Annotated in this window: 22 protein-coding genes and 1 pseudogene; 7 read left to right on the top strand and 16 right to left on the bottom strand. The window is 65.1% G+C overall.

Annotation, left to right across the window (positions count from 1 at the left end):
- The first annotated feature begins 14 nt into the window (after positions 1 to 14).
- The gene (locus tag ABQE89_RS24795; protein ID WP_448421631.1) at positions 15 to 1,031 is read left to right on the top strand and encodes a TIGR03617 family F420-dependent LLM class oxidoreductase; all 1,017 of its coding nucleotides are present in this window, start codon (positions 15 to 17) and stop codon (positions 1,029 to 1,031) included.
- 21 nt (positions 1,032 to 1,052) lie between these two features.
- Here ABQE89_RS24795 and ABQE89_RS24790 read toward each other — a convergent pair whose 3' ends face one another.
- Both ABQE89_RS24790 and ABQE89_RS24785 read right to left on the bottom strand, forming a co-directional pair.
- On the bottom strand, positions 1,053 to 2,855 hold the full coding sequence (locus tag ABQE89_RS24790) for an acyl-CoA dehydrogenase (RefSeq protein ID WP_448421655.1): 1,803 nt from the start codon (positions 2,853 to 2,855) through the stop codon (positions 1,053 to 1,055).
- A 14-nt stretch (positions 2,856 to 2,869) separates the two neighbouring features.
- A complete protein-coding gene (locus tag ABQE89_RS24785) occupies positions 2,870 to 3,601 on the bottom strand; it encodes an SDR family oxidoreductase (RefSeq protein ID WP_448421629.1) in 732 nt (243 codons plus the stop codon).
- Between the two features lie 115 nt (positions 3,602 to 3,716).
- Between ABQE89_RS24785 and ABQE89_RS24780 the strand changes: the two genes are divergently transcribed.
- Positions 3,717 to 4,343 carry a TetR/AcrR family transcriptional regulator gene (locus tag ABQE89_RS24780; protein WP_448421627.1) on the top strand — a complete coding sequence of 209 codons (627 nt, stop codon included), beginning with the start codon at positions 3,717 to 3,719 and terminating at the stop codon, positions 4,341 to 4,343.
- Here the strand turns inward: ABQE89_RS24780 and ribB are convergent.
- The 4 genes from ribB to ABQE89_RS24760 form a co-directional block, all read right to left on the bottom strand.
- Complete coding sequence (gene ribB / locus ABQE89_RS24775) at positions 4,340 to 5,551, bottom strand: 3,4-dihydroxy-2-butanone-4-phosphate synthase (RefSeq protein ID WP_448421625.1); 1,212 nt, start codon at positions 5,549 to 5,551, stop codon at positions 4,340 to 4,342. The two genes, ABQE89_RS24780 and ribB, sit on opposite strands and share 4 nt — an antisense overlap.
- Positions 5,548 to 6,063: a flavin reductase family protein gene (locus ABQE89_RS24770; protein WP_448421623.1), complete on the bottom strand. Its 516-nt coding sequence runs from the start codon at positions 6,061 to 6,063 to the stop codon at positions 5,548 to 5,550. The genes ribB and ABQE89_RS24770 overlap by 4 nt, the downstream gene beginning before the upstream one ends.
- A 138-nt stretch (positions 6,064 to 6,201) precedes the next feature.
- Positions 6,202 to 7,239 carry a phosphotransferase family protein gene (locus tag ABQE89_RS24765; protein WP_448421621.1) on the bottom strand — a complete coding sequence of 346 codons (1,038 nt, stop codon included), beginning with the start codon at positions 7,237 to 7,239 and terminating at the stop codon, positions 6,202 to 6,204.
- Positions 7,232 to 8,032 carry an SDR family oxidoreductase gene (locus ABQE89_RS24760; protein WP_448421619.1) on the bottom strand — a complete coding sequence of 267 codons (801 nt, stop codon included), beginning with the start codon at positions 8,030 to 8,032 and terminating at the stop codon, positions 7,232 to 7,234. Before ABQE89_RS24760 ends, ABQE89_RS24765 begins: the two co-directional genes overlap by 8 nt.
- Before the next feature lie 166 nt (positions 8,033 to 8,198).
- On the opposite strand from ABQE89_RS24760, the gene ABQE89_RS24755 reads away from it, so the two are divergent.
- Positions 8,199 to 9,413, top strand: coding sequence for an acyl-CoA dehydrogenase family protein (locus ABQE89_RS24755; RefSeq protein WP_448421617.1), 1,215 nt, complete (start codon positions 8,199 to 8,201; stop codon positions 9,411 to 9,413).
- A 66-nt stretch (positions 9,414 to 9,479) separates the two neighbouring features.
- Here ABQE89_RS24755 and ABQE89_RS24750 read toward each other — a convergent pair.
- The 8 genes and pseudogenes from ABQE89_RS24750 to ABQE89_RS24715 form a co-directional block, all read right to left on the bottom strand.
- A pseudogene (locus tag ABQE89_RS24750) lies at positions 9,480 to 10,409 on the bottom strand (transposase); the annotation flags it as partial.
- Positions 10,410 to 10,472: 63 nt separating this feature from the next.
- The gene (locus tag ABQE89_RS24745; protein WP_448421615.1) at positions 10,473 to 10,835 is read right to left on the bottom strand and encodes a RidA family protein; all 363 of its coding nucleotides are present in this window, start codon (positions 10,833 to 10,835) and stop codon (positions 10,473 to 10,475) included.
- 80 nt (positions 10,836 to 10,915) lie between these two features.
- Complete coding sequence (locus ABQE89_RS24740) at positions 10,916 to 12,043, bottom strand: LLM class flavin-dependent oxidoreductase (RefSeq protein ID WP_448421613.1); 1,128 nt, start codon at positions 12,041 to 12,043, stop codon at positions 10,916 to 10,918.
- A 56-nt stretch (positions 12,044 to 12,099) separates the two neighbouring features.
- Complete coding sequence (locus tag ABQE89_RS24735) at positions 12,100 to 14,376, bottom strand: alpha/beta hydrolase fold domain-containing protein (RefSeq protein WP_448421611.1); 2,277 nt, start codon at positions 14,374 to 14,376, stop codon at positions 12,100 to 12,102.
- Positions 14,357 to 14,632, bottom strand: coding sequence for a ferredoxin (locus ABQE89_RS24730; RefSeq protein WP_448421609.1), 276 nt, complete (start codon positions 14,630 to 14,632; stop codon positions 14,357 to 14,359). Before ABQE89_RS24730 ends, ABQE89_RS24735 begins: the two co-directional genes overlap by 20 nt.
- The gene (locus ABQE89_RS24725; RefSeq protein ID WP_448421607.1) at positions 14,625 to 15,872 is read right to left on the bottom strand and encodes a cytochrome P450; all 1,248 of its coding nucleotides are present in this window, start codon (positions 15,870 to 15,872) and stop codon (positions 14,625 to 14,627) included. The genes ABQE89_RS24730 and ABQE89_RS24725 overlap by 8 nt, the downstream gene beginning before the upstream one ends.
- Positions 15,869 to 16,993, bottom strand: a complete 1,125-nt coding sequence (locus ABQE89_RS24720; RefSeq protein ID WP_448421605.1) for a thiolase family protein — start codon at positions 16,991 to 16,993, stop codon at positions 15,869 to 15,871. Before ABQE89_RS24720 ends, ABQE89_RS24725 begins: the two co-directional genes overlap by 4 nt.
- Positions 16,990 to 17,340 (bottom strand): Zn-ribbon domain-containing OB-fold protein, encoded by a 351-nt coding sequence (locus ABQE89_RS24715; protein ID WP_448421653.1) that lies wholly within the window; start codon positions 17,338 to 17,340, stop codon positions 16,990 to 16,992. Before ABQE89_RS24715 ends, ABQE89_RS24720 begins: the two co-directional genes overlap by 4 nt.
- Positions 17,341 to 17,993: 653 nt before the next feature.
- Between ABQE89_RS24715 and ABQE89_RS24710 the strand changes: the two genes are divergently transcribed.
- The 4 genes from ABQE89_RS24710 (at position 17,994) to ABQE89_RS24695 (ending at position 22,105) form a co-directional block, all read left to right on the top strand.
- On the top strand, positions 17,994 to 18,572 hold the full coding sequence (locus ABQE89_RS24710; RefSeq protein WP_448421603.1) for a TetR/AcrR family transcriptional regulator: 579 nt from the start codon (positions 17,994 to 17,996) through the stop codon (positions 18,570 to 18,572).
- 72 nt (positions 18,573 to 18,644) lie between these two features.
- The gene (locus ABQE89_RS24705; protein ID WP_448421601.1) at positions 18,645 to 19,235 is read left to right on the top strand and encodes a TetR/AcrR family transcriptional regulator; all 591 of its coding nucleotides are present in this window, start codon (positions 18,645 to 18,647) and stop codon (positions 19,233 to 19,235) included.
- A 74-nt stretch (positions 19,236 to 19,309) separates the two neighbouring features.
- Positions 19,310 to 20,770: a class I adenylate-forming enzyme family protein gene (locus ABQE89_RS24700; protein ID WP_448421599.1), complete on the top strand. Its 1,461-nt coding sequence runs from the start codon at positions 19,310 to 19,312 to the stop codon at positions 20,768 to 20,770.
- Between the two features lie 198 nt (positions 20,771 to 20,968).
- Entirely contained in the window at positions 20,969 to 22,105 is a 1,137-nt protein-coding gene (locus tag ABQE89_RS24695; protein ID WP_448421597.1) for an integrase catalytic domain-containing protein, read from the top strand.
- A 45-nt stretch (positions 22,106 to 22,150) separates the two neighbouring features.
- On the opposite strand, the gene ABQE89_RS24690 is transcribed toward ABQE89_RS24695, so the two are convergent.
- Both ABQE89_RS24690 and ABQE89_RS24685 read right to left on the bottom strand, forming a co-directional pair.
- A complete protein-coding gene (locus ABQE89_RS24690; RefSeq protein WP_448421651.1) occupies positions 22,151 to 23,575 on the bottom strand; it encodes a phytoene desaturase family protein in 1,425 nt (474 codons plus the stop codon).
- Positions 23,568 to 25,409, bottom strand: a complete 1,842-nt coding sequence (locus ABQE89_RS24685; RefSeq protein ID WP_448421595.1) for a DUF3556 domain-containing protein — start codon at positions 25,407 to 25,409, stop codon at positions 23,568 to 23,570. Before ABQE89_RS24685 ends, ABQE89_RS24690 begins: the two co-directional genes overlap by 8 nt.
- Between the last annotated feature and the right edge of the window lie 32 nt (positions 25,410 to 25,441).

Below are 25,441 nucleotides of genomic sequence, written 5' to 3'. Positions count from 1 at the left end.
GTACTGTTCGACCGATGTACGTCGACGCGATGATCTCCCCGCAGCCGCTGAACAACATCGGCGACATCGCCCGCCGGGCGCAGACGTCTGGTTTCTCCGGGCTGTTGTTCACCGAGACCGGCCGCACCGCCTATCTCAATGCCGCGGTGGCCTCGCAGGCGGCGCCCGGACTGGAGCTGTCGACCGGCGTGGCGGTGGCGTTTCCGCGCAGTCCGTTCGTGACGGCCGCGGCGGCGTGGGAGTTGCAGGAGGCCACCGGCGGGAACTTCCGGTTGGGGCTGGGCACGCAGGTGCGCACCCACGTGGTGCGCCGCTACGGGATGGAGTTCGAACGTCCGGGACCGCGACTGCGCGACTACGTGCTCGCGGTGAAGGCGTGTTTCGCGGCGTTTCGGACGAACACGCTCGACCATGACGGCGAGTTCTACAAGCTGGACTTCATCACCCCGCAGTGGAGCGCCGGGCCCATCGACGCACCCGATCCCAAAGTCGATGTGGCGGCGGTGAATCCGTGGATGCTGCGGATGGCCGGTGAGGTGGCCGACGGCATCCATGTGCATCCGCTGGGTGAGCCGGGTTATCTGACGCGCCATGTGGTGCCGAAGGTGGCCGAGGGCGCACAGAAGGCGGGCCGGTCGGCGTCGGACATCGCGGTGATCGTGCCGGTGATGTCGATCGTGGGCGACAGCGACGAGGAGCGCGCCCGCGAGCGCGAACTGGTGCGGGCGAGCATGAGTTTCTACGGAAGCACCCCCAACTACGCGTTCATCTGGGACGAGGCGGGGTTCGAGGGGACGACGGCCAAGATCCGGGAGAAGCAGAAGGCCGGCGACTTCGCGGGGATGGCGGCACAGATCACCGACGAGCACATGGCGGTGTTCGCGACGGAGTCGACGTGGGACGGGCTGGCCGATGCGCTGAAGCAGAAGTACGGCGGCGTCGCGACGCGGATCGTGCTGTACAACGCGCTGAGCGATCCCGAGCGCTTCGAGCGGTACGGCGCGGTGGCGCGCCAGATCGCGGCGAGCTGATCGGCGGCGTCGCCCTCGAAGTCAGAACCAGTCGGGGTTCATCTCGATCGTGGTGGCGTCCACCTCGCCGAGAATGTCCAGCTGTGAGGTGACCTTCGGAAGTTCGTAGGTGAAGAAATACCTCGCGGCGTGACGCTTACCGTCGTAGAAGGCGCCCTGCCGGTCCGAGACGGCGTTGAGCTGTTCCAGCCAGATCCAGGCCATCACCAGGTGCCCGAAGGCTTCCAGATAGATCGACGAGTTGGCCAACGCCAGCCGTCGGTCGGGATGGCTGACCAACAGCTGGGTGATCTCGACCAGCCGTGCCCATTGCGTGCTCAATTGCGACGCCCAGCGTTGCGCACTCCCGCCCGCGTCGTGAGCGCGTCGTACCGCCTGTGCGATCTCCTCCGAGAGCAACCGCAGCCCGGCGCCGTCGCCGAGGGCCACCTTGCGGCCCAGCAGGTCGAGCCCCTGGATCCCGTGGGTGCCCTCGTGAATCTGGTTGAGCCGGTTGTCGCGATAGTGCTGTTCGACATCGAAGTCGCGGGTGTAGCCGTAGCCGCCGTGCACCTGAATTGCCAGATCGTTGGCGGCCAGACACCATTGCGACGGCCAGCTTTTCGCCACCGGGGTCAAGACGTCCAGCAGCAGCCCGGCGCGCTGTGCTTCGCGCTCGTCACTCGCACTGACTTGCTGGTCGACCAGTCGCGAGCAGTACAGCCCCAGGGCCAGGCCACCTTCGACATACGACTTCTGCGCCAACAGCATCCGTCGCACGTCAGCGTGCTCGATCAGTGCCACCGCGGGTGTGTCCGCACCCTTGGCGTCGGGCAGCCGGCCCTGTGCGCGCTGACGCGCATACTCGACCGACTTCAGGTAGCCCACATAACCGAGCGCGGTGGCCACGAAGCCCACCCCGATTCGGGCCTCGTTCATCATGTGGAACATGTAGGACAGGCCACGGTGCTCCTCCCCCACGAGATATCCGACCGCGCCGTGTTGCCCGTGCGGGCTGTGGGTGCCGTCGCCGAATGCGAGCAGGGTGTTGGTGGTCGCACGAACACCCATCTTGTGGTTGAGACCCGACAGCACGACGTCGTTACGCTCATCCAGGGTCGAGCCGTCCGCAGCGACAAGGAATTTGGGCACGACAAACAGCGAGATCGATTTCACTCCGCCGCCGCCACCCGGCGTCTTGGCCAGGACCAGGTGGATGATGTTCTCGCTCATGTCATGGTCACCGCCCGAGATCCACATCTTGGTGCCGGTGAGGCGATACGTGCCGTCGGATTGACGCTCCGCACGGGTCGTGATGTCGGCAAGCGACGAGCCTGCCTGCGGTTCGGACAGGCACATCGTGCCGAAGTACCGACCGTCGAGCATCGGACGCACGAAGCTGTTCACCTGCTCGTCGCTGCCGTGGGCGGCGAGCAGGTGTGCGTTGGCGATCGTCAAGAACGGATAGTTGGCGGTCGCGGTGTTGGCGGCCTGGAACCAAGCCATCGAGGCCCGCGACACCGTGGTGGGCAACTGCATCCCGCCGACCGCCTCGTCGAAGTCGGCGGCCAGCAACCCCGAGGTCGCGTAGGCGTCCAATGCCGTCTTGATCTCGTCGATGGTGGCCACGCCGCCGTCGGGCCGCATCGTGGGCTCGTTGGCGTCGCCGTCTTTGTTGTGCGGCGCGAAGTACCGCCTGGCGATGTCGGCGCTGAGTTCGAGTACCGCGTCGAAGGTCTCCCGGGAATGCTCGGCGAAGCGCTCACGTGTGGTCAGCGATTCGACGTCGAGCCACTCGTAGAGGAGAAACTCGATGTCCCGTTTGGAAAGTAGTTCAGACACAATGGTTACCGAGTCTGCTAGATGGACAGGCCGCCGTCGACCGGAAGAACCACGCCGGTGATGTAGCCGGCCTCCTCCGATGCCAGGAAACTCACCGCGGCGCTCATCTCCGATGGATCGGCGAACCGCGGGATCGGGCCCGTCACCTCGGGGATCTTCTCCTCGGGTATCGAGGCTGTCATCCGTGTCGCGGCGTTGGGCGAGATGGCGTTGACGGTGACCCCGAAGAGCGCCAACTCTTTTGCGGCGGTCTTGGTGAAGCCGATGATCCCGGCCTTGGCCCCGGCGTAGTTGGCCTGCCCACGATTCCCGCGCAAGCCGGTATACGACGTGATATTGATGACCCGCCCGAACTTCTGACTGCGAAAGTGCGGCACACAGGCGCGAGTGCATCGGAAGGTACCACCGAGGTGGACGGCCAGCACCTGCTCCCAGTCGTCGTCGGTGAGCTTCCACAGGACCTTGTCGCGGAGAATCCCGGCATTGTTGACCAGAATGTCGATCCGGCCGGTCTCGTCGATTGCGGTGGCGACTGCGCGTTCGGCATCGGAGGTGTCGGCCACACTGGCGACAACCGGAGTGGCGCCGATGTCCTCGGCGGCCGACGTCAGCTCGTCGCTGTCCAAATCGGCCATGAACACCGCCGCGTTGGCGGCGCGGAACTGACGCGCGATCGCAAGCCCGATCCCACGGGCGGCTCCGGTCACCAGCACGCTTCGGCTGGTGAAATCGAAGGAAAGATTGCTCATGGGACGGTCTCCGATCTTCGGCAAAACTATGCAATTGCATAGTTTCTATGCGATCGCATATGTAGCATGATGCTCGATACGGTGTCAACCGAGAGAAGCGGGCTGGAGCGTTGTCGTGACACACCAGAAGGTCGTCGACGTCGAGAAAGAGCTCGGCAAATCCAAAGCCGCAGCACGGCTTCGCGCTGCCGCGGCGCAGATGTTCGCCGAACGCGGTTACGGCGCCACCTCCACCCGCGACATCGCCGCCGCGGTGGGCCTCTCCCCTGGAGCCGTCTACCCGCACTATCAGACCAAGGAATCGCTGCTCTACGCGATCAGCCTGGAAGGCCATGCCTCCGCGCTGGCAGCGATCGTCGACGTCGAGCGCTCCGACGCTACTGCGACCGAACGGCTACGGGTCGCGGTCAGCGCCTACGCCGAGTGGCACGCACACCACAACGCGCTGGCCCGCGTCGTGCAATACGAGTTGCGTTCGCTGTCGCCGGACCATCTCAAGAGAATCGCCGCGATCCGGCGGCGGATATCCTCGATCTTCGCCACCATCCTGCAGACCGGTGTGGACAGCGGGGAGTTTCACGTCGACGACATCGACGCCGCGGTGCTGGCGATCTCCTCGTTGTGCATCGACGTGAGTCGCTGGTTTCCGACCCGGCGCCGGCGCGACCCGCAGGCGCTGGCGGCCACGTACGCGGACCTGGTCCTGCAGATGGTGGGCGCCACCAAAGGCGCGGAAAGCTAGCCGGACGCAGCGTATTCCACGCCGTCGAGGCTCAGGTCATGGCCGATCCGCTCTCGGGCCGGGGTGATGACACGAAGCCTGTGGCGGTCGATGCGTGGCTCGGTGACGGCTCGTTCGACGACGTCGACGCCCATCTCACTCAGCGCCGCGGCGGTCGTCGGATCATCGGTCATCGGCTGAATCGACGTGATGCCGAGGTCCCGGAGGATCTGCGCGGCGGCGCTGCTGTCGCGTGCATCGAGAGTGTCACAGCCGCCGTGTCGCACGGTGTGCGCGCGCATCCTGCTGATCAGCCCATTGTCGCGATCGTCTCGCCCACGCAGATAGACCACCAGCCCACGGCCTTCATGCGCCACGCGTTCCAGGGCTTCGTTCAGTTGGGAGGTCTGGACACGACAGCACGACCCGAAGACATCACCCATGACACATTCCGAATAGACCCGCGTCAGCACGGGCTCGCTGCCCGAGATGTCCCCGTAGACCAGGGCGATGTGTTCGGCCCCGTCGACCGCAACGGAGTATCCGTAGCAAGCGAACTCACCGGCTCTGGTCGGCAGCCGGGTTTCCACCGCACGCTGCACCAGAACTTCGTGCCGGAGACGGTGCCGCACCAGCTCCTCGATGGAGATCATCGACAGGCCGTGCCGGTCGGCGAACACACGCAGCTCCGGGGTCCGCTTCATGGTGCCGTCGTCGTTGACGACCTCACCGATCACCGCCGCCGGGCCCAGACCCGCGAGCATGGCCAGATCGACTGCGGCCTCGGTGTGGCCCCGTCGCACCAGCACGCCACCCTCCCGGTAACGAAGCGGAAAGACATGGCCGGGCAGGGTGAGGTCTGTCGGCTCGCTCGTGGGGTCGGCGAGCACACGGGCGGTGCGAGCCCGGTCGGTGGCCGAAATACCCGTCGTCACACCGTGCCGTGCGTCGACGGACACACTGAACGCCGTCTGCATCTTGTCCTGGTTATCCGGCGTCATCGGCGGGATGCGCAGCCGATCGAGCAGCCGGGGTGCCATCGGCACGCAGATCAGGCCGCTGGTGTGGCGGATGGTGAACGCCATCAGCTCCGGGGTGGCCTTCTCGGCGCCGAAGATGATGTCGCCCTCGTTCTCGCGGTCCTCGTCGTCGATCACGACAACCGGCTTACCTTCGGCGATGTCGGCGATCGCTTGCGCCACCCCGTCCAGCCGCACCGCGCTACTCAAGGCAGTCCCTCGATGCTCGCGTGAGTGCCGAATGTTCTTCGGTGGTAGGTCAACGGTTCGCTGCGCGTCGCGTCAGCGGCGTCGGCCGCGAGTACCTTGCCCAGCACCACGACGTGATCGCCACCCGGCACCAGAGCGTCCACCTCGCAGGCAAGCCAACCGTGCACCCCGTCGAGCCTCGGCACATCACATTCCAGGCTCCACCCCACGCCGGCGAAGTCGTCTCGACCTTTGACGGCGAATCGACGGGCGAGATCTGCCTGCCTGGTACCGAGGATGTTGACACTGAATCTCCCAGCGCTCCGCAGGATCGCCAGTAGTTGGGATTCGGTGTCGAGCGCCACCAGCACCATGGGCGGGTTCAGCGACAGTGAGGTGAACGCGCTCACCGTGGTGCCGTGGGGCGCCTCCTCCGCGAGGGCGGTCACCACCACGCACACCGGGCCGCAGACGCAGGCCATCAAATCGCGGAAACTCTCGATCATGTAGCCGCTCTCAGCAGTCCCGCTCATCGTCAATCGCACTTTCCTGAAAACAACCGAGGCTCATCGTGACGTACACACCCAACCTACACCGAAATCCATTGTGGCAGCTACGATAATGAAGCTGTGGATTACCCACCCGAAGCTAAACAATCCACAGGTTTGGACCTAGATGCCCGCGTGATCGGCTGTTTGTAGAGCTTTGCGCACCAGCGCGTCGATCGCGGCCACTGTGGGAGTTCCCGATGCCGCCTTGTTGTGCGGTTCGTCCATCGCCCGGCGCATGACACCCTCGGCGATGATCGCCAGCTTCCACAGTCCCAGCGCATGCCAAAAGCCCAGGGCGCTGGGATCTCGACCCGTCTCCTCCACATACAGCCTGGCCATTTCCTCCCGGTCGGGAAAACCCGCCAGGGTCGACGGCGCGTAATCGTCGATCGTCGTCTCGTTGGGCTCCGGCCAGTAGGTCAGCAGGCTACCGACGTCGGCAAGCGGATCACCGAGTGTGGAAAGCTCCCAGTCCAGGACCGCGAGCACCTCGCCGCCGTCGGGCGCCGTGATCAGGTTGCGCAGGTGAAAGTCCCCGTGCACCAGGCTGATCTCCTGCCGTTCGGGACATGCTGCGGTGAGCCGGCGGGTGAGCGCGTCGAGGTCGGGGAGCTCACGTGTCTTGGACATCTCCCACTGTCCGGCCCATCGCTTGAGCTGGCGCTGCGCGTACGGTTTGTGACTGGCAAGCTCGGACAGTCCCGCCTCAGCGAGATCGACGGCGTGGATCTTCGCCAGCGTATGCACCAGCGTCCGGGCGACGGCGCGGCGATGCTGCGGGGTCAACCCCCGAGCGACGTCCATCGTGTCGATCACCAGACCGTCGACGAATTCCATCAGAACCAGCGGGGCGTCGGTCCACTTCGGATCCGTTGTGACGCCCAGAATCCGAGGCACCGGCACGTCGGAGTCACCCAGCGCCGCGATGATCTTCGCCTCGCGCACCACGTCATGGGCGGAGGCCAGCAGGTCACCGATCGGCGGCCGGCGCAGCACCCACGAGCGACCGGCGGAGTCAATGACCCGGTACGTCAGGTTGGACTGCCCCAGTCCGATCCTCTGGTATGTCAGCGGGGCATCGAAGTCGATCCCCAGATCCGAAAGCCACCCGGCGACGGCGTCGGCGTCGAGTCCCGCGATCCGTTGTCGTTCAGCCACGGCCGAACCCGCCGGTCCGGAACGGTCCAGCGTCGCCGAGGCGGTGTCCGCCGTCGAGCACGAAGGTCTCGCCGGTGACCCAACTCGCCGCATCGGAGGCCAGAAACGCGATGGCCGCGCCGACATCTTCGGGCTCACCGATCCGCTGTAGCGCCAGCACCGAATTCAACTGGTTCTCCCGTTCCTTCCACAGCGCCTCGGCGAGCTTGGTGCGCACCACGCCCGGAGCAACGGCGTTGACCCGCACGTTCGGCGACAGTTCCAGCGCCAACTGCTCGGTGACGTGGATCAGGGCGGCCTTTGACGCGTTGTACAGCCCGAGATTGGCCTCGAAGCCCCTGCCGGTGCCGCCGATCGAGGCGGTGTTGATGACGACTCCCCCGTGCGTGCCCATCCACGCCCGCGCCGCCAGCGAGGTCCACAGGATCGGGGCCCACAGGTTGACGTCGAAGGTCTTTGCGAAGCGCGCATGGTCCTGGTCGATGATCGGTCCATAGGAGGGGTTGGTACCCGCATTGTTGACCAGGATGTCGATGCTCCCGAAGCGCTCGAGGGTTAGTTCGACGCAATTGCGGGCCGCGGCTTCGTCCACCGCATGAGCGCCGACACCCACCGCGTTGCCGCCCACCTCGGCCGCCGCCGCGTCCGCGGATTCCTGCCGGCGCGAGGTCAATACGACGTTACCGCCGGCAGCGGCGAACGCCCGCGCTGCCGCTAGACCGATGCCGCGGGAGGCTCCCGTGATGATGGCCGTGCGACCACTCAGATCGCCAAATATGTTGCGATTACTCACTGACGTATCCCTTTCCCGTCGACGGCCGAGTGCCGACGGATTTGACGGCGATGTATTGTCAAGCCTTGACGCAGCAGCCGATTCGGCCCAAATGTAGCAGCCGCCGATATCGCTGTGACATCGAATAGCTGCTGGGTCCACCACCATTCGATGGTCAGGAGCCCACATGTCGCTGTTCGAAGTTTCTCCGCGCGCCCAGCAGTTCCAAGCGCAGTTACTGGAGTTCATGGATTCTCACGTCTATCCGGCCGAGCCGGTCTACGACCAGCAGATGCGGGACGCGGGCGATCCGCACTTCCACCCGCCGGTGCTCGAGGAGCTGAAGGCTGAAGCTCGAAAGCGTGGGCTCTGGAACCTTTTTCACCCCGATCCGCAGTGGGGCTCGGGACTTTCCAACCTTGAATACGCGCCGTTGGCCGAGATCATGGGTCGCAGCCACCTTGCCTCCGAAGCATGCAACTGCAGTGCCCCCGACACCGGCAACATGGAGGTGCTCACCCTTTTCGGCACCGAGGAGCACAAGGAGCGTTATCTCAAGCCACTGCTTGACGGCACGATTCGGTCGGCCTTTGCGATGACCGAGCCTCAGGTGGCGAGTTCGGATGCGACGAATGTCGAACTGTCCATGGTGCGAGATGGTGACTCTTATCTCCTCAATGGTCGAAAGTGGTTCGTTTCCAACGGCATGCACCGCAATTGCAAGGTCCTGATCGTGATGGGCAAGACCGACCCGACCGCACCGGTCCACCGTCAGCAATCCATGATGGTGGTTCCGATCGATGCTCCTGGCGTCACGGTGATGCGCAACTTGGGCGTGTTCGGATACCAGGACCGCGAAGGCCACGCCGAGGTCGACTTCCAGGATGTCCGGGTGCCGATCGCAGATGTCTTGAAGGGGGAAGGCGAGGGTTTCGCAATCAGCCAGGCACGCCTCGGCCCCGGCCGCATCCACCACTGCATGCGCGCAATCGGCATGGCTGAGCGAGCCTTGGAACTGATGTGCACGCGTGCCCAGGCACGGGTCACGTTCGGCACGCCGCTCAGCGAGAACGCGAACATCCGGGACTGGATTGCCGAGTCGCGCATCGAGATCGAGATGATTCGACTGCTGACCCTCAAGGCCGCGTACCTGATGGACACCGTCGGCAACAAGGAAGCCCGAACCGAGATCGCGGCCATCAAGGTCGCCGCGCCGAACATCGCGCTCAAGGTCCTCGACCGGGCCATCCAGGTACACGGCGGTGGCGGCGTCACCGAGGACTTCCCCCTGGCCGGGACCTGGGCGCATCTGCGTACGTTGCGTCTGGCAGATGGTCCCGACGAGGTGCACAAGCGCGCCATCGCAATCCGCGAACTTCGCCGGTACCAGAACGGAAGCTAGACAGTGTCGATGCCCGAGTTCTCAGACGACCTGAGCGATTTCTTCGTGATGGTCGGCGCCGGAATGGTACGACTTCACGACAAGCTGCGCGGTGTTGAAGAGCTGAGCGTGATAGACCTCGCGCAGCGCCGCCGGTTCCTGCCGGCCTGACTGCGGCACCGCGGCAAGGATGTTGACCGGCTGTGGCAGCACGTGTCGCCGATCGTCGGCGAGCGGGAACACCTCGCCCACGGCGTTCCAGAAGCCGAGCGCCCGGTCGCCCACAGCCATTGGCGGAGCGGTCATCCCGCGGTGGCGGCAATCGCGAAGAAGATCGGCCCACGCGTCCACCGAGTCGGCGCGACCGACGTGCAATGCGACGAGTTCCCTGCCTCCGTCACCGCGCACCCCGGTCAGGACCAGAAGACACGACGGCTCGAGCTCAGAATCCACCTCGAGGTGCACCGCGTCGGCCCATACGTAGGTGTACTGCCTGTCGGCCAGATTGCGCTGGCCGAAGGCCTTCGCTTCCTGCTGCCATTGACTCGTCAGACGGATGATCGCGCTGATCGACAGACCGGACTCGGAACCGACGAATCTCTCGAGCGCCGCGCCGAAATCCCTCGTCGCCACGCCATACAGATACAGCAATGGCAACGTCCGCGTCATCTGTGGTGACGTGCGCACCCAGGCAGGCAGGATCGTCGAGCAGAATCTGCGCCGTTCGCCGGTCTTGGGATCGACGCGTCGGTCGTTGACGCGTGGTGCACGGATCGTCACCGCACCTGCGGCCGTGAGGACTTCACGCTCCTCGTGGTAGCCGTTACGGACCACCAGGCGTCGACCATCCTCGTCGACCTCGTCGGCGAACTGGGCGATGTAGGCCGTGGCCTCCGCGGTCAAGGCCGAGGCCAACATCTGCCGGGCCGCGTCGCGGACGATTTCATCCAACGGCGACTGGCCGACGCCACCGTTGCAGCTGAACTCCGCGTGAGCATCGTGAACTACCCTGAGCATAGGCATACCTTCCAAACAACTGTGCCAACGCTTCGACGACGTGACTTAGGTGGACGTTGGACGTCAATCACCAAGCGCCACTACCGCTTCCACTTCGACCAGTACCTCAGGCATGAACAGCGCCTGTACGACGAGAAGAGTGCTGGCGGGCGGAGGATTCGGGATGAAGGTGGCATACACCTCGCCGAACACGGCAACATCCTCCGCCCGCGTCACATACGCGCGCAACATGCAAACGTCGGACCAGGTCGCACCCACCGCATCGATCACGTCGGTCAGATTCTGCAGGGCAACCTGGGTCTGCCCCTTGACGTCACCGACGTGAGCGACGACACCGTCGTGTACCGCCACCTGTCCGGCGATGTGCGCGAGGCGACCGGCATGCGAGATGACCGCCGGCGAGTACAGCGGCGGATGCCCCTCCACCTCGAGTGCATAACTGTGCTTCCCCATGCCGGTTACCTCCGCTTTCGACCTATGTCCGAATTGCTGTCAGCGTTGCGGTGTCAGAGCAGCCAGGGTTGCGTCTTCACACCGACATCCTCGTACGGGTTCTGCCGGTTGACCTGAGCAGGCGTCTTGAACTCGGGGATCACGTACTTCCCGAACATCTTGATCGCGTGCATGATCTTCTCGTGGCCGAAGCCGTCGAGCCGCAGGATCATCTCGTCGATGCCCGCTTCCTTGTAACGCATGGTCTGTTCGATCACCTCGTCCGGGGTGCCGATCAGGAACCAGGGCAGCGCCGCATTCAATCCCTCGAGGTTGTCGCCCTCGGATTCGATCACATCCTTGATGTCTGCGAAATAGGCGTAGTCCGGGCTGGTCTCGCTCAGCGAGCTGTAGAACTCGATGAGCCACTTGACGAATCCGTGCGCCGAGATCCGGCAGTCGTCGAACGCCTGCTGGGTGGTCGCAGCGCAGTTGGCCCCGAGCGCGACGATGGACATCGAGTCGTTGACCCGATAGTTGCCCATCGGCTTGGCGTCGCGCAATGCGGTCTTGTAAGCGCTGACGCAGTCCTTCAGATACGACCAGCCGTAAAGCGGGGCGTGCATCGCACCCAGACCGAACTGTCCGGCGATCTCGTGGGTGGCAATTGATGTCGCGGACAAAAAGATCGGCGGCATCTCCGGTGAGTACAGCCGCGGATAGACCGTCGTCTTGTCGACGGTGTAGGTGTCACCCTTCCATTCGACGTCGGTCTCCGTCAGCGCTTTGACGCACAGCTCCAAAGACTCCTGCCACTGTTCGCGGGTCTTGGACTGGTCCACCTCGAAGGCCTTCGCCACGTTGGCGTTGTTTCCGCGTGCGGTGCCGAGGGTGAACCGGCCCTTCGTCAAGATGTCCAGGGTGGCGACACGTTCGGCGACCCGGATGGGGTGGTTGAACGGGAGCATCACGAACGACATCGCGCGCAGCTCGATGCTGCTGGTCACCTGGGATGCGGCGCCCAACAACACCTCGGAAGCGGAGATCGTCGCGACGGGCGGGATGAAGTGCTGCTCGGAGGGGCCCCAGAAGTCGAAGCCCATCTCTTCGGCGTACTGCACTTCGCGCAGAACTTCGTGGTAGCGCTCGGCAATCGATGCCCGCGGGGTGGTGTCAGCTTCGGTGACAATGCCAAACCTCATGGCAATCTCCATTTCTTCGGTTCAAAGGTTGATCAGTACGGTCGTGGGTCAAATCGTCAGGCGGGTCCGATGTGCGTGCGGGCGAATAGCCCGACCCGGCGCAGCGCCTCCTTTGCCTCGGGTAGGAAGTCGAATACTGGATAGGTGTGGATCATGTCCCTCTCGATCACGAGTTCCACCTCGCCGCCGGCAGTGCGAACTTGATCGGCGAAGCGGGTGGCGTCGTCATGGACCACCTCAGCGGTTCCCACGAAGACCAATGCGGGTGGCAAACCACCGAGTTCGGCGTGCATCGGCGACGCCAACGGGGTGTGCTTCGGGTCCCGACCCGCCAGGTACGAGTCTGCCATGGTCGTGATCATCTCGGCGGACACCAGCGGGTCGAGTTCGGCCCGGCTGGTCATCGACTCGGCTTCGGCGGCCAGGTCCAGAACCGGGGAGAAGAGCACGATCCCGGCGGGCTCCGGCTCGTTGGCGTCACGAACGGACAGGCCGAGACCGACTGCCAGGGCCCCGCCCGCCGAATCCCCCGCGATGAGTACGTGATCGGCGGCTACGCCGGTGCCGAGCACATAGCGGTAGGCGGCAACGGCATCCTCGATGGCCGCGGGATAGGGATGTTCTGGTGCAAGGCGGTAATCGACGAGCAGCACCGCGCCCCCGAACGCCTCCGAAAGCCGGTACCCGAAAGGCAGATAACCCTCGGCAGAGCCCAGACAGAATCCCCCACCGTGCAGGTGGATGAGCACGCGGTCGTCACGAGCACCCGGTGCCTTGACCCATGTCGCCGGAACTCCGTTCGCATCGACATCGGTGGTCTCGGCGTCGTCGGGCAGGGTGAAGTTCGCGAACAATCCGCCGAACGCACGACGAAAGTCCTCGATGGTCGGTTCCGCATCGGCGGGCAAGGCGGTCAACACGTCGCCGAGCATCTTGCGGGCCCGGTCGAGTTCTGCGTGCGGGGCCGTGCGGCGGTCGACGACCCGGCGCGCCTTGAATGATTGCTGCTCGTAGGTGCCCGGCGCGGCGATCTCGACCGGCACCCGAATGTTGACGGCACGGCGGATCTCGGCGGCAAGCTGTGCGCGCAGGTCCTCGACGCGAGCGGGATCGACGTCGGGTTGACGCTCGACCACGACCGTGATGTCGTCGAGGTCACCGCGACGATCCACCATGATCCGGAATTCGTTTCCCGCGCCGGGAACGGACCGGATCGCAGCCTCCACGGCACTCGGATAGACGTTGGCTCCGCGGATGACGAGCATGTCGTCGACGCGCCCGAACACGCCGCGGGGCAACCGTGGATAGGTGCGGCCGCATGGGCACGGCTCCTCGTCGAGGACGGACTCGTCGCCCATCCAGAACCGGATCATCGGCTGCGATTCCCGCCACAGATGGGTGCCGACGGTCACGCCCGGTGTGCCGGCCGGAACGGGAACGTTCGGGTCCTCACGCGAGACGATCTCGGTGTAGTTCTCGTCCTGGAAGAGGTGCACTCCGCCTTCGGTGTTCTCATGGCAGCCAACGTTGGTGATGAACGGGTACATCTCCGACGACGAGCCCGCCGCTCCGTCGACGATGCTGGCCCCGTCCCACAGCTCGCTGAGCATCTTGCGCACGGCGGGCAGGCTGCCTCCTGGCTCGCCGCCGACCATGGCGAGCTCGACTTGCATTGCCTCACCCGGCATTCCGAGTTCGGCGGCTCGATGACCGAGATGCATCAGATATGACGGGGTGGCGACCAACACGTCGACGCCCAACTTCTGCATGAACTCGATCTGCTGATCGGTCGGGATCATGGTGCCGGTGGGAAAGCAGCCCGCACCCAACAACTCGATGCCTTGCAGGTTGCCCCAACCGCCGAAGAAAAGCGTGAAGGGGAAGGTGATTTGGACCAGATGGTGTGGCCGCAGTCCCGCACACCAGAGGCCGGCGGCGGACGCCTGACCGGCCCGCTCCCAGTCGTTGCGGGAAACGCCGTACATGGTGGGCCGGCCCGTTGTCCCAGACGACCCGTGGATGCGGGCCAGGTCCTTACGAGACGGCGCGCCGTAGCTGCCGAACGGTGGGTTCTGCACTTGGTCCTCGACCAGCATCTGCTTGGTGACGACGGGGACCTTGGTGGTGAAGTCTTCGAGCGTGCGTACCTGGTCGGGATGAAATCCGTTGGCGTCGTAGTGGCGTCGGTAGAACGGTAGCTTGTGGTACGCGTACTGCAGCTGGTGCTGCACACGCTCGAGGATGATCCTGTCGCGCAGCTTGGGCGCCAGTGTCTCGCGTTCCTCGTCCCAGTACCGCTTGTAGCTCGAGTAGTCAGTTTTCGTCCGCGCCACCGGTCTGCCTTTCCCTCAGGTCCGTGCGAGGTTCGTCCTCGTCGAGCAAGTCGACGTGGATGGCTTGTGCCGGGCAGACGTCGGCCGCCTCGGCCGCGAGCCCGTGTTGCGCCGCCGTGGTGACGATGTCGACCCTCGGTTGGGAAACACCCTGGTCGGTGAGCTCGAAGAGTTCAGGTGCCCGGTCGATGCAGTTCGCCGTGCCGACGCAGCGCTGTGCGTCGACCGCGACCCGCCACCGCTGACCGCTACCCATTTCGCAGCCTCACCGGAAGGGTCTGCAGGCTGCGTCCGAGCAGGATCGGCTGCCACGTCAGCGGCTGGTCGGCCAACTCGAGGCCGGGCCAACGCCGAAGCACCTCGCTGATCGCGATCTGGGTCTCCAGACGCGCCAGCGGTGCGCCGAGGCAGTAGTGGATCCCGAACCCGAACTGGAGATGGGCCACATCCGAACGAGTCAGGTCGAGTCGGTCCGGGTCCGGGAAGCGCCGAGGGTCATGGTCCGCGGCGAGCGGAGAGAGCAGAACCCGCGAGCCTTCCTTCAACAACCGGTCATGGAGCGTGGTGTCGGACGCCATGACCCGCACAATGGTCTTGGTCGGCCCGCCGAACCGCAACAGCTCCTCGACAGCCCGTTCCGGTGTGCACTTGCCTTCGAGGAAGAGCTGCCGCTGATCCGGATTCTGGATGAGCGCCAGCAAGCTGTTCCCGATCAGGTTCGTGGTCGTCTCGTGTCCTGCGAACAAGAGCAGCACCCCGGTGGCGATCACCTCGTCGTGGGTCAGCGCGTCCCCGGCGTCCCTGGCCGCGATGAGCGCCGAGACCAGATTGTCCGCCGGCTCCGCTTCGTATCGATGGACCAGGGTCTTCAGGTACTCTCCGAGCCCCGCCATCGCCGCGTTGGCCCGGTCGTGCCGATCCGTCGCCTGCAGCGCGCCGAACAGGAAGTTCGCCAAATCCACTGACCAGTCCTTGAATTGGTCCCAATCGCTGCGCGGCACTCCCAACAACTGGGCGATGACGTTGGCCGTCAGCGGGTAGGCGAAGCGCTGGACGATGTCCACCGTGTCATCGGTCTCGAGATCCGCCAGAAGTTCGCCGGCCAGTGCTTGCACAGCGGGTTTCAGCGAGGTCATCGCGCGAGCCGTGAACGCGTAACGGACCAGCCGCCGCAGCCGCATGTGGTCGGGCGGATCTTTGAACACCATCCAGTGCTGCAGTCCGTCCAGACTCCATTCGGTCGCGACTTCGGGTTCCGGCCCGGTCTGTCTGAATGCCTGGTAGGGCGACATGCGGGCCGACGAGAACCGCGGATCCCTCAGCGCGGAGACCACATCGTCGTACCGGGTGATGATCCAGGCCTGGTGTTTCTCGCTCCAATGCACCGGCTCCTGCTCGCGCAGGGCGCCGAATGCGGTGTAGGGGTCCGCGAGCGCGGCCGGGCTGAGTAGATCGTCGACCTCAGGTGAGACCGGCGATGCAGATCCTGGAGTCACCTGCCCATCACCGCAACCACACAAGCGTTTCCGTCAATTCCGCTCACGCCACCTCCCATAGTTTCCACAAGTCCGAGCCGCGCACCGTCGACCTGACGGCTACCGCCCTCGCCGCGAAGCTGTTTGACAATCTCGACCACCTGCGCCAGACCGGTGGCCCCCAACGGATGTCCCCGTGAGAGCAATCCACCGGAGGGGTTCACAGGAAGCTCACCGCCCAGCGCGGTGCGGCCTGATTCGGCCAGCTTCCCGCCCTCTCCTTGTGCCGCCAGCCCGAGCGCCTCGATCGTGACGATCTCACCGATGGTGAATGCGTCGTGCACCTCGACCACGTCGAGGTCTCGCACATCGGCGAGATCGGCTTTCTCATAGGCGGACCGGGCTACCTCAGCCACGAGATCGAATCCCCACACGTGGGGGGAGCGATGGTCCCAGACCTCGCCGGTGGCAGAGGCAATTCCACGGATCGGTACGTGGCGGCTGTCCTCTCCCAACGGACCCAGCACCGCTGCGGCCGCGCCGTCAGAGGTCGGGCAGCATTGCAGAAATGTCAACGGGTCAGCAATCATTCGGGATGCCAGCACCTCGGCGACGGTGTGGGAACCGCCGTACCGGGCCGCTTCGTTGCGCAACCCGTTCGCACGGTTCTTGACAGCCACCGCGGCCAGCTGTTCGGGCGTGGCCATCCCCGCATCGAGGTAATGCGACGCGGCCAGGGCGTACAGCGCGGGTAGCGCCAATCCCGTGCGGCCCTCCGGGTCGGTCTGCTCCGGAGTGATGGGTCCGTCGAATGCGGTGCTCATCTTCTCGACACCGAGCGCGAGAACCCGTCGGTACCGACCCAGACGGATTGCCTCGTGGGCCTCATAGAAGGCCGTCGTTCCACTGGCGCAGGCTGTTTCGATGGTCACGACGGGGACTCCCGCCAGACCGCACGCGCGCGCCACCCGTGGTCCCACTCCCGACGGACCCAGAACGGCGCCGACGAAGACCGCATCAATTTCGCCCGGCCCGGCGTCGTCGAGGGCTCGACTGACCGCTTCCCAGGCGAGCTGGCTGATGTCTTTGTCAGGCTGGCGGCCGAACCGCGACATCCCGACGCCGTGCACTGCCGTCGTCATGACATCACCTCGACCGTCGGGTTGCCGGACGGCGTTTGCACCAGGCGTACGCGTGTTCCCGCGGCGACACGGTCGATGTCCGAGCTTGCATCACCGCCAGTCGGCGTCACGTGGGCCAGCACGCGCGGACCCTCGTCGAGATCGACATAGGCCAGGCAATAGGGCGGCGCATAGCCGGCCACCGGAATCCGTACGACAGTGGAGCTCCACACCACGCCTTCGGGTCCGAACCGCGCCGTCGCGGTCGGTCCACCGCAGGCCGCGCACCGTGGCCACTGAAAAGCCTGTTCGCGCCCGCACGCCTGACACCGTGATCCCACCACGACCGTTTCGGCCTGGTGTTCCATCGCGGGCCGCGGATCGTCAACAGACGGCCCGTGGACCTCCACCGGAGCTGCCAATTCCCACAGATCCCCTCTGTCGTTTCCGCTTGGTGGCCCGAAGGCTAATGGCCGCCTGTCTTAACTGTCAACACTCCGCATATTTTCCGGACATAGTGTTCAATGAGTGACATGCACGCGGACTTAGCGAACCTGCCTATGAGCGCAGGCCAGGGCCTCTCCCACGGCGGGAGCATCGGCCTGGTGGTGGTTGGAGCCCAGAAGCTCTATGCTGATCAACGGTTTCGCCTGCCGCGATGCCGTGACGACTGCCGACGCAGAACTTCTAGCAATTCTGTCTGGCAAACTTTGGTCATGGTGCGCAGCGGCGGCGGCGCCACAGCTGGAACGCAGCGCGATAGCACCGGTGACGAGGACTAAGGGGACGCAGGAGTGTCGGGTCGGTATGCCGTTGAGCCTCGGATGCCCGCAGACTGCCGCAAGGCCGCCGGACGCAACGGTGACTTCGATGCGCGCGGCCGGAACCCCAGCCCGAAATCCACTGACTGTCAAGACCACCCAGGTCTCGGTACGCTCCAACAGAATGCGTGTGGAATATGAACGCCGATAGCGGGTCCGCTCAGAACACGGCGGAGGCTCCTGCCCGGAGCCTCCGGGAGATGCAACGGGAACTCACCCGCAACCGGATCATGGACGGCGCGCTGAGCCTGTTCGATGAACTCGGGTACCACGCGGTCACGATGGACAACATCGCCCAGCGGGCGAACTTGAGCCGCGGCACCATCTACGTGCACTTCCAGAACAAGGGCGAGATCCTGCGGGCGATCGTCGAGAACCTCGAGGGGTTCGCCACCCTGCATGAGCCCTTGCGGAAGGCGCGCAGCCGCAAGGAGATCGACGACGCCTGCCGAGCCATTTTCTCCTACTGGGACCGACAGCTCTCCGATTCCGGGCAGAAGACCCGAATGTTGTGGAAACACATCCGCCAGGGTGCGGCCCTGGACAACGAGGTCGCCGATTGGTTCAAGAACATCTTCGAGACAGAGGTCGAGAAGACCGCGAAGGCCTATCAAGCGCAGGGGGTGCCGCGGGGAGTCGCGCGAGCCAGGGCGCTGCTGATCGTCTCGATGTGGACCGAGCTCGCCGACCGCCTTCCGGAGAGCGGTGTCGACCGTCGCGATGTGATGAAAGCCGTCGCAGAGCTCGTCGACTTTGCCCGGTCGTCTTCCCTACCCTGACTGTTACCATCTCGGCGACGCGCGAGGTGACGCAGAGTCGAGCGTGGTCAGGCGACATTCGGGAGGCCGGCGATGGCTACGGAGTATCGGGTCAACGGCTCCGCAGCAGCAGCGCGGATCCGGCGGGCCGCTGTCGAGGCATTCGCCGAGTCGGGTTACGGCGGTAGTTCGACACGGGATATCGGCAAGCGAATCGAGATGAGCGGGAGCGCCATCTACCCGCACTACAAGAATAAGGAACAACTCCTGTTCGAGATCAGCCTCGACGGCCACCGCGGCGCGCTACAGGCGGTGCGCTCCGCGGATGACCCCGCCGCCGAGCCGGTCGAACGGTTACGGGCGGTGGTCAGCGCGTTCACCCGATGGCAGGCCACAGAACGGCAACTCGCACGAGTGGTCCAGTACGAATTGCATGCCCTGACACCCGAGCACTTCCGCGTGATCGCCACGCTGCGTCGCGACACCACGGCCGTCATCGAGGCGATCGTCCGTGCTGGCCTCGCTTCCGGAGCGTTCACCGCCGCCAATCCCGACACGGTGGTGCTGGCCATCTCGTCGTTGTGCGTCGACGTCTGCCGCTGGTTTCCCACGGCCCGGTTCTCCGACGTCGAAAAGCTTGCGCGTGAGTACGGCGACATCGCCGTCAAACTCGTTCGGCCATGACTTTCGTCATATCCCTTGCTGCACCGTAGATCTACCGCTGTCCTAATCGGGTACCCCATGATGTACTGGCCCACATGAACTTTGCAGCATTACCCGACCTCCGTGCCGAGCGGAGCCCGGATCGCGTGTGCATCGTCGACGACGAGAGCGGCTTGACGAACGCGCAGTTCGCCATGGCGGTTCGTCGCGCAGCGGCGACGCTACATGCGAAGGGTGTCGGTGTTGGTGACGTCGTCGGGGTTGCGCTGCCGAACATCACCAGTCTTGTGGTGACGCTGTTCGCCGCTTGGCGGTTGGGGGCGGTGGTCACCCCGATCAACCCAGCGCTGACGGGTCCGGAGCTCGAGTATCAAATCAACGACGCAGCCGCCCGGCTGCTGATCGCGGACGCCCCGCCCGCTGCCGAACCAACCGCGACGACCTTTCTGCCCGTCGACCACCTGACATCGAGCTCGCCGCTTGGCGACCTATCGGCCGAGGCGGCTACCGATGAATTGGCACTTCTCATATACACCAGCGGGACAACGGGAAAGCCGAAGGGAGTGATGCTCAGTCACGGCAATCTCGAGGCGATGGCCCGGATGATGGTCGCCGGGTTCGAACTGAACAGCGACGATCACAGCCTTCTGGTGCTGCCGCTCTTTCACGTCAACGGAATCCTGGCCAGTGTCCTGTCGCCTCTGCTCGCCGGGGGCCGGGTCACCATCGCCGGACGGTTCAGCCCGAAAACCTTCTTCACCCGGCTCGAAGAGAGCCGAGCGACCTATTTCTCGGCCGTTCCTGCGATATACACGATGCTGGCCGATCTGCCCGCCGAGCTGCGCCCGGACACCACGTCCGTGCGGTTCGGCGTGTGCGGTGCGGCGCCGGCCAGCCCCGAGCTACTCGAAAGGTTCCAAACCCGCTACCGCATACCGATCATCGAGGGCTACGGTCTCTCGGAGGGTACCTGCGCGAGCACACTGAACCCACTGCGCGGAGTACGTAAGCCCGGCACCGTCGGGCTCCCACTTCCAGGTCAGCAGGTCAGAATCGTTGACGCGGAGGGCCGGTCACTGCCCCAAGGAGAGGTCGGTGAAGTCGTCATCACCGGCCCCAACGTCATGCGGGGTTACCTCAACCGTCCCGACGAGACTGCGCAGACCATCGTCGAGGGGTGGCTGCACACCGGCGACCTCGGCCGTCTCGACGAAGACGGCTACCTCATCCTCGTCGACCGCGCGAAGGACCTGATCATCCGCGGCGGTGAGAACATCTACCCCAAGGAGATCGAGGCCGCTGTCTATCAACTGCCGGGGATCGCCGAAGCGGCCGTGGTCGGGCGCCGACACCCGGTGTACGGCGAGGAACCGGTGCTGTTCGTATCCCTGACCCCCGGTACGGAGATCGGTGTCGGCCGAATCGAGGAACACGCCCGCGCATCGCTGGCCAAGTACAAGCAGCCGGCCAAAATCACCATCCTCGGCGATCTTCCGAAGAATCCGGTTGGCAAGATCGACAAGCCGACGCTGCGGCGACAATTACACGCCCGCTGAGCCCCGTCACGCGCCGGCCCGGCACTCCCCTCAGTTGCGGTGATCCGCTGACAAACTAACAAGCGTCCGTTAACATTCCGGCATGGCGCGGAATTTGTTGTGGTCCAGCGGAAGTCGGAATTACCTGTTGCCTCACGTGGGAATGCCCGCCGGGCGCCGCGGGGAGGTCGGTGCTGGAGCTTGACAGCGTGCAGCGTTTTGACCGAAGAGGTCGCCATCCGCTACCACGACTCGGACAATCGGGGTAAGACCAAGATCCTCGACGAGCTGTGCGCGGCCACAGGTTGGCATCGCGACCATGCGCGCAAGGCGCTGCGTGGTGTCTTGCAGCCCGGGGTGGCCCGCAAGCGGGCGCCTCGGGCGCCGAAGTACGACGGCAAAGCCATTGAGGCACTTGTTCTTTGCTGGAAGACATTGGACATGCCCGCCGGGAAGCGGTTGGCGCCCGTGCTCGGTGACCTGGTGGCCGTGCTGCGTCGGTGCGGTGAATTGGACGTCGACGACGACACCGCGGCCCTGTTGGCGGGAATGTCGGCGGCCACCATCGATCGGCGGCTGGCTCTGGAGCGTCAGAAGAATCGCCGGGTCACCCGCCGCGGTCCGACCGGACCGAAGGTGGCCGCCAGAAGACGGCTTGCCGTCCGCGCGGGGGCAGGCTGGGACGACCGGGTTCCGGGGTTCGTCGAACTGCACCTGACGAGTCATCACGGTGGTCATCTCGTCGGTGTCCACGCCCACACCTTGGCCGTCACCGACATCGCCACCGGCTGGACCGAGAAGCGCAGCGTCCTGGGCTCGACTCCCAAGGCAATGATCGACGCGCTCGACGACATCGCCAAAAAGATGCCTTTCCCGATCCGCGGCGTCGACGTGCAGGATGGATTCGGTTATCTTCACGACGACCTACAGAACTGGTGTGACAACCGCGATTTCACGCTGATCTGGTCCTGCCTGGACAACTCGACCGCCGAGCACAGGAACCAGTTCGCGTGCTCCGTCGTCGGCCGCCACCGATACGACACACCCGCAGAACTCATTGTGTTGAACGAGATTTGGGAGCTGAGATCCCAGTTGACGAACTACTTCTACCCCAGACAGAAGCTTGTCTCCAAGATTCGCGACGGCGACCGGGTGTCCATCAAGCACGACACCGCCGCGACGCCGTATCGGCGCGCGCAGCGCCATGAAGCGGTCTCGCCCGAGGACAAGGCGATCCTCGCCGACGTCTACGCCGGCCTCAACCCCGTGGCCATCCGACGCCAGATTTGGGCGCTGAAGCGCAAGCTCGTCACGATCGCCACCACCCGTCCGGACCGACCCGAAACCCAGCGGTGAGCGACCTCGTCGGGGCCACCGGTCAGTACCGTCGGGTGAGCTGACTTAGCTGCGATGCCGACCGAGCTCGGTGAGTGCCAGTGCTGCCGCGTTGGCGCCGCACATGCCGTGCGCGCCGGGACCCGGAGGGGTCGCCGCCGAGCAGATGTACATGCCGGGCAGACCGAGTGAGTACGGGGAGAGCGTGATCCGTGGACCGAAGGTGAGTTGGCGGATGTCTTTGGCGCCGGTCATGATGTCGCCGCCGACGTAATTAGTGTTCCAGGTGGCCATGTCGGTGGTGGTGCGGACGGCCTGCCCGACGATGCGGTCACGAAATCCCGGTGCAAAGCGTTCGATCTGGTTGAGGATCTGTTCGGTGGCGTCACCGGTGTAGCCGTTGGGGACGTGGGCGTAGGTCCAGACCGGGTGGACGTCGCCCACGGAGCGTTGCGGGTCGGCCAGGTACTGCTGCCCGACGAGGACGAAGGGGCGTCGAGGCATCCGCCCGCCGTGGATGTCACGTTCGGCGGCGGCCAGTTCGCGGTAGCCGCCGATCACGTGCACCGTGCCCGCCCGGCGTGCCTGCGCGTTGCGCCAGGGTACGCCGCCCTCGACGGCGAAATCGACCTTGAATGCCCCGGGTCCGTGCCGAAACCGGCTGAAGGCGTTGGCGACACGGCGCGGCAGACGCTCGCCGAGGATGGCCGCGATGTGGCGGGGATCCAGATCGAACATGGTGATGTCTGCGGGCGGCAGCTGGGTGGCCACCTCCACGCGGGTGCCGGTGTGGATGTGGCCGCCGAGCTCGCGTAACCGAGCGGCCAGCGCGTGGGTGATCGCCCGAGAGCCGCCTTCGGCGACGGGCCAGCCGTGGCGGTGTCCGGCGACGATGATGCCCTGTCCGATGGCCGCGGTCATCGGGTAGTGCAGAGGGCGGAAGGCGTGTGCTGCCACGCCACCGAACAGAGCGCGGGCCTGTTCGCTTCGAAACAGCCGTGCCAACACCGATGCGGGCATCAATGCGGTGATGCCGAATCTGGCCAGTGTCAGTGGGTGCTCAGGGATGCGCAGCAGCGGCCCCATGATGTCGTGTGACAGCCGGTCGAAGTTCGCCGCGGACCTGCTGAACAGCGCAGACCAGCGCGGCCCGTCGCGGTCCAGCCCGGCGACGGTTTGGTCGATCGAGCGGTGCAATACCCCGGCCCCGCCGTCATCGAGTGGGTGGACGCAATCGATCGGCGGGAGACGCCACGACAGGCCGTGACGCTGCAACTCAAGGCCGTTGAGCAGCGGCGAACCGACCGCCATCGGATGAAACGCCGAGCAGTGATCGTGCAGCAGGCCGGGCAGGATCGACTCACCCGAACGCGTCCCGCCGCCGATCTCCTCGGCGGCTTCGAGCACGATGGTCTGCACGCCCCGCGCCGCGAGCACAACGGCGGCGGCCAGCCCGTTGGGGCCGGCGCCGACCACGATCGCGCTAGGCAGGGCCCGACTTCCGGTTGTCCTCGTGGGCGCCGGCCATCGCCTGCTCAGTAGGCGCCGGAGCCGGGCCGTTCGGCTGGTCGCCCTTTCGCCGCCAGGCGACCTCGGTCGCGATCGGGCCGTTGGGCAGCCAGGGCTGTTCGCCCGCAGCCTCAGCAACCCGCCAGGTGCCCCGCTCGATCACGCCGATCGCGGCGTCGATCAATTTGTAGTGCTGCACCTTGCTTGCGACGGCTTGCGACTCCACCCATGCGATCACGCATTCACCCGGCGCGAAGTTGGCCTCGCGCTGTACAGCGCGGATCATGCGCTCATCGTGCAGATGGCCGTCGCCGAACTGGAAGCCGATCAGCGACACACACATCACCTCGCCCTCCCGGACGGTGCGCGAATCGATGTCGGGCAACCGCTTGAGCAACAGCGAAAACAGGCCACGCGCCTGACAGTTCATGCTTCGCCAGGCGATCGTTTTCTGCGCGGTGAGCTCCGCCCACTGCGGATCGAACCCAGCCGCGACGAACTGATCGGTCATGCTGGTCACCGGCCGCGTCACCCGGTTGAGCTTAGCCTCGGCGCCCGGTGTCAGCGCCCACAACGCCGACGCCCAGTTCCCGGCGTACTGCCGCATCGCCGGCAGGAACGACACCTTGTCCGGGCGCAGGTTGCCCAGGACCGGGAACACGAACAGCGCCGCGGTGATCCCGACCGTTAGCCACGGGGTGGACATGTCGGCGACCGCATACCCCTGCCAAGCCGGAAATCCGAGAAACAGGAACACCGTGGCGTAGGCGAACACCACGTTCCACTCCAGCGGTACCGCCAGCGGGAATGTCTGGATGATGAAAAGGTGGAATGCCACCATCGCCAACACGGCCACCAGCGTCAGCCACTTGTTCATCGAGAACAACAACACCAGCGGCGCGCCGAACTCCACCACTGTGCCCGGCCCGTGCGACATGAGGTACGCGACTTTCGACGGCTGCAGGTCCTGCGGGAAGTCGCGATACTGTGCCCGCCTGAACCACTTGGGCGCCAACGGCATATTGCTGATCATCGGCGCCACCGTGCGCGGAAAGTGTGCGCCGAACTTCGAGAACGCCGCACCGACCCATACCACCACGATCAGGATCTTCAACGCGATGATCATGTCGGTGAACGGCAACACCGCGAAGAACACCAGCGCAGGCAGATACTGTTCACCGCGCGCGGCCAGGAAAATGGTCTTGTCCCGCAAGCCCGTCACAACCAGCAGTACGATCGGCGCCACCAGCAGAGCCGGGTTGACCAATCCGGAAGTGTTGTCCGGCAGCGCCTCCGACAACGACGCGCTGCTCACACCGGGTGACACCAGGGCCACCACCACACTGCCCAACAACGCCAGGTAGAGCACGACATCGACGACGGTGCGCCGATCGCCACCGGTCAACGGCACCCACCGCCACGGCCGCAGCCGGATCGTTCCCGGCCGCACCCAGAACCGTACTCCGTAGATCTTCGGTTTGACCTTGAACGCCAACGGACCCCACGTCCCGGCCAGTCCCACCGCCTCGAGCAGCACCACCCAGAGGATCACCTTCTGGTAGACGATCGGCTGGTTCCACCACTCCGAAACCCGCCAGAACGCCGGTAACCCCGATGTCACCGTCGCGATCACGATGCCACCGAGGGCGAAGAAGAAGATCAGCTTGGCGATGTAGGTGACATGGACGATCCTCGCGGTACCGAAGCCGTTCTCCGCCCAATCCATCGCCAAGGCACGCATCCGCTGCATCAGCGGCCTGCGTAGGAACTCCTCAGGCACCACATTCGGCGTCAGATCCGGTGTCATGAAACCCATCTCGTGCCTCCTGCTCTACTCCGCGGTCACAC

This window comes from Mycolicibacterium sp. XJ1819 (assembly GCF_053483675.1).
The sequence above is the reverse complement of the archived record's forward strand: the minus strand, read 5'-3'. Positions and strand labels throughout refer to the sequence as shown.

Excerpts from the sequence above, each read along its gene's own strand:
- ABQE89_RS24795 (WP_448421631.1), top strand. The coding sequence starts at position 15 with ATGTACGTCGACGCGATGATCTCCCCGCAGCCGCTGAACAACATCGGC.
- ABQE89_RS24785 (WP_448421629.1), bottom strand. The coding sequence starts at position 3,601 with ATGAGCAATCTTTCCTTCGATTTCACCAGCCGAAGCGTGCTGGTGACC.
- ABQE89_RS24770 (WP_448421623.1), bottom strand. The coding sequence starts at position 6,063 with ATGAGCGGGACTGCTGAGAGCGGCTACATGATCGAGAGTTTCCGCGAT.
- ABQE89_RS24755 (WP_448421617.1), top strand. The coding sequence starts at position 8,199 with ATGTCGCTGTTCGAAGTTTCTCCGCGCGCCCAGCAGTTCCAAGCGCAG.
- ABQE89_RS24740 (WP_448421613.1), bottom strand. The coding sequence starts at position 12,043 with ATGAGGTTTGGCATTGTCACCGAAGCTGACACCACCCCGCGGGCATCG.
- ABQE89_RS24730 (WP_448421609.1), bottom strand. The coding sequence starts at position 14,632 with ATGGGTAGCGGTCAGCGGTGGCGGGTCGCGGTCGACGCACAGCGCTGC.
- ABQE89_RS24720 (WP_448421605.1), bottom strand. The coding sequence starts at position 16,993 with ATGACGACGGCAGTGCACGGCGTCGGGATGTCGCGGTTCGGCCGCCAG.
- ABQE89_RS24715 (WP_448421653.1), bottom strand. The coding sequence starts at position 17,340 with ATGGAACACCAGGCCGAAACGGTCGTGGTGGGATCACGGTGTCAGGCG.
- ABQE89_RS24710 (WP_448421603.1), top strand. The coding sequence starts at position 17,994 with ATGCAACGGGAACTCACCCGCAACCGGATCATGGACGGCGCGCTGAGC.
- ABQE89_RS24705 (WP_448421601.1), top strand. The coding sequence starts at position 18,645 with ATGGCTACGGAGTATCGGGTCAACGGCTCCGCAGCAGCAGCGCGGATC.
- ABQE89_RS24700 (WP_448421599.1), top strand. The coding sequence starts at position 19,310 with ATGAACTTTGCAGCATTACCCGACCTCCGTGCCGAGCGGAGCCCGGAT.
- ABQE89_RS24685 (WP_448421595.1), bottom strand. The coding sequence starts at position 25,409 with ATGGGTTTCATGACACCGGATCTGACGCCGAATGTGGTGCCTGAGGAG.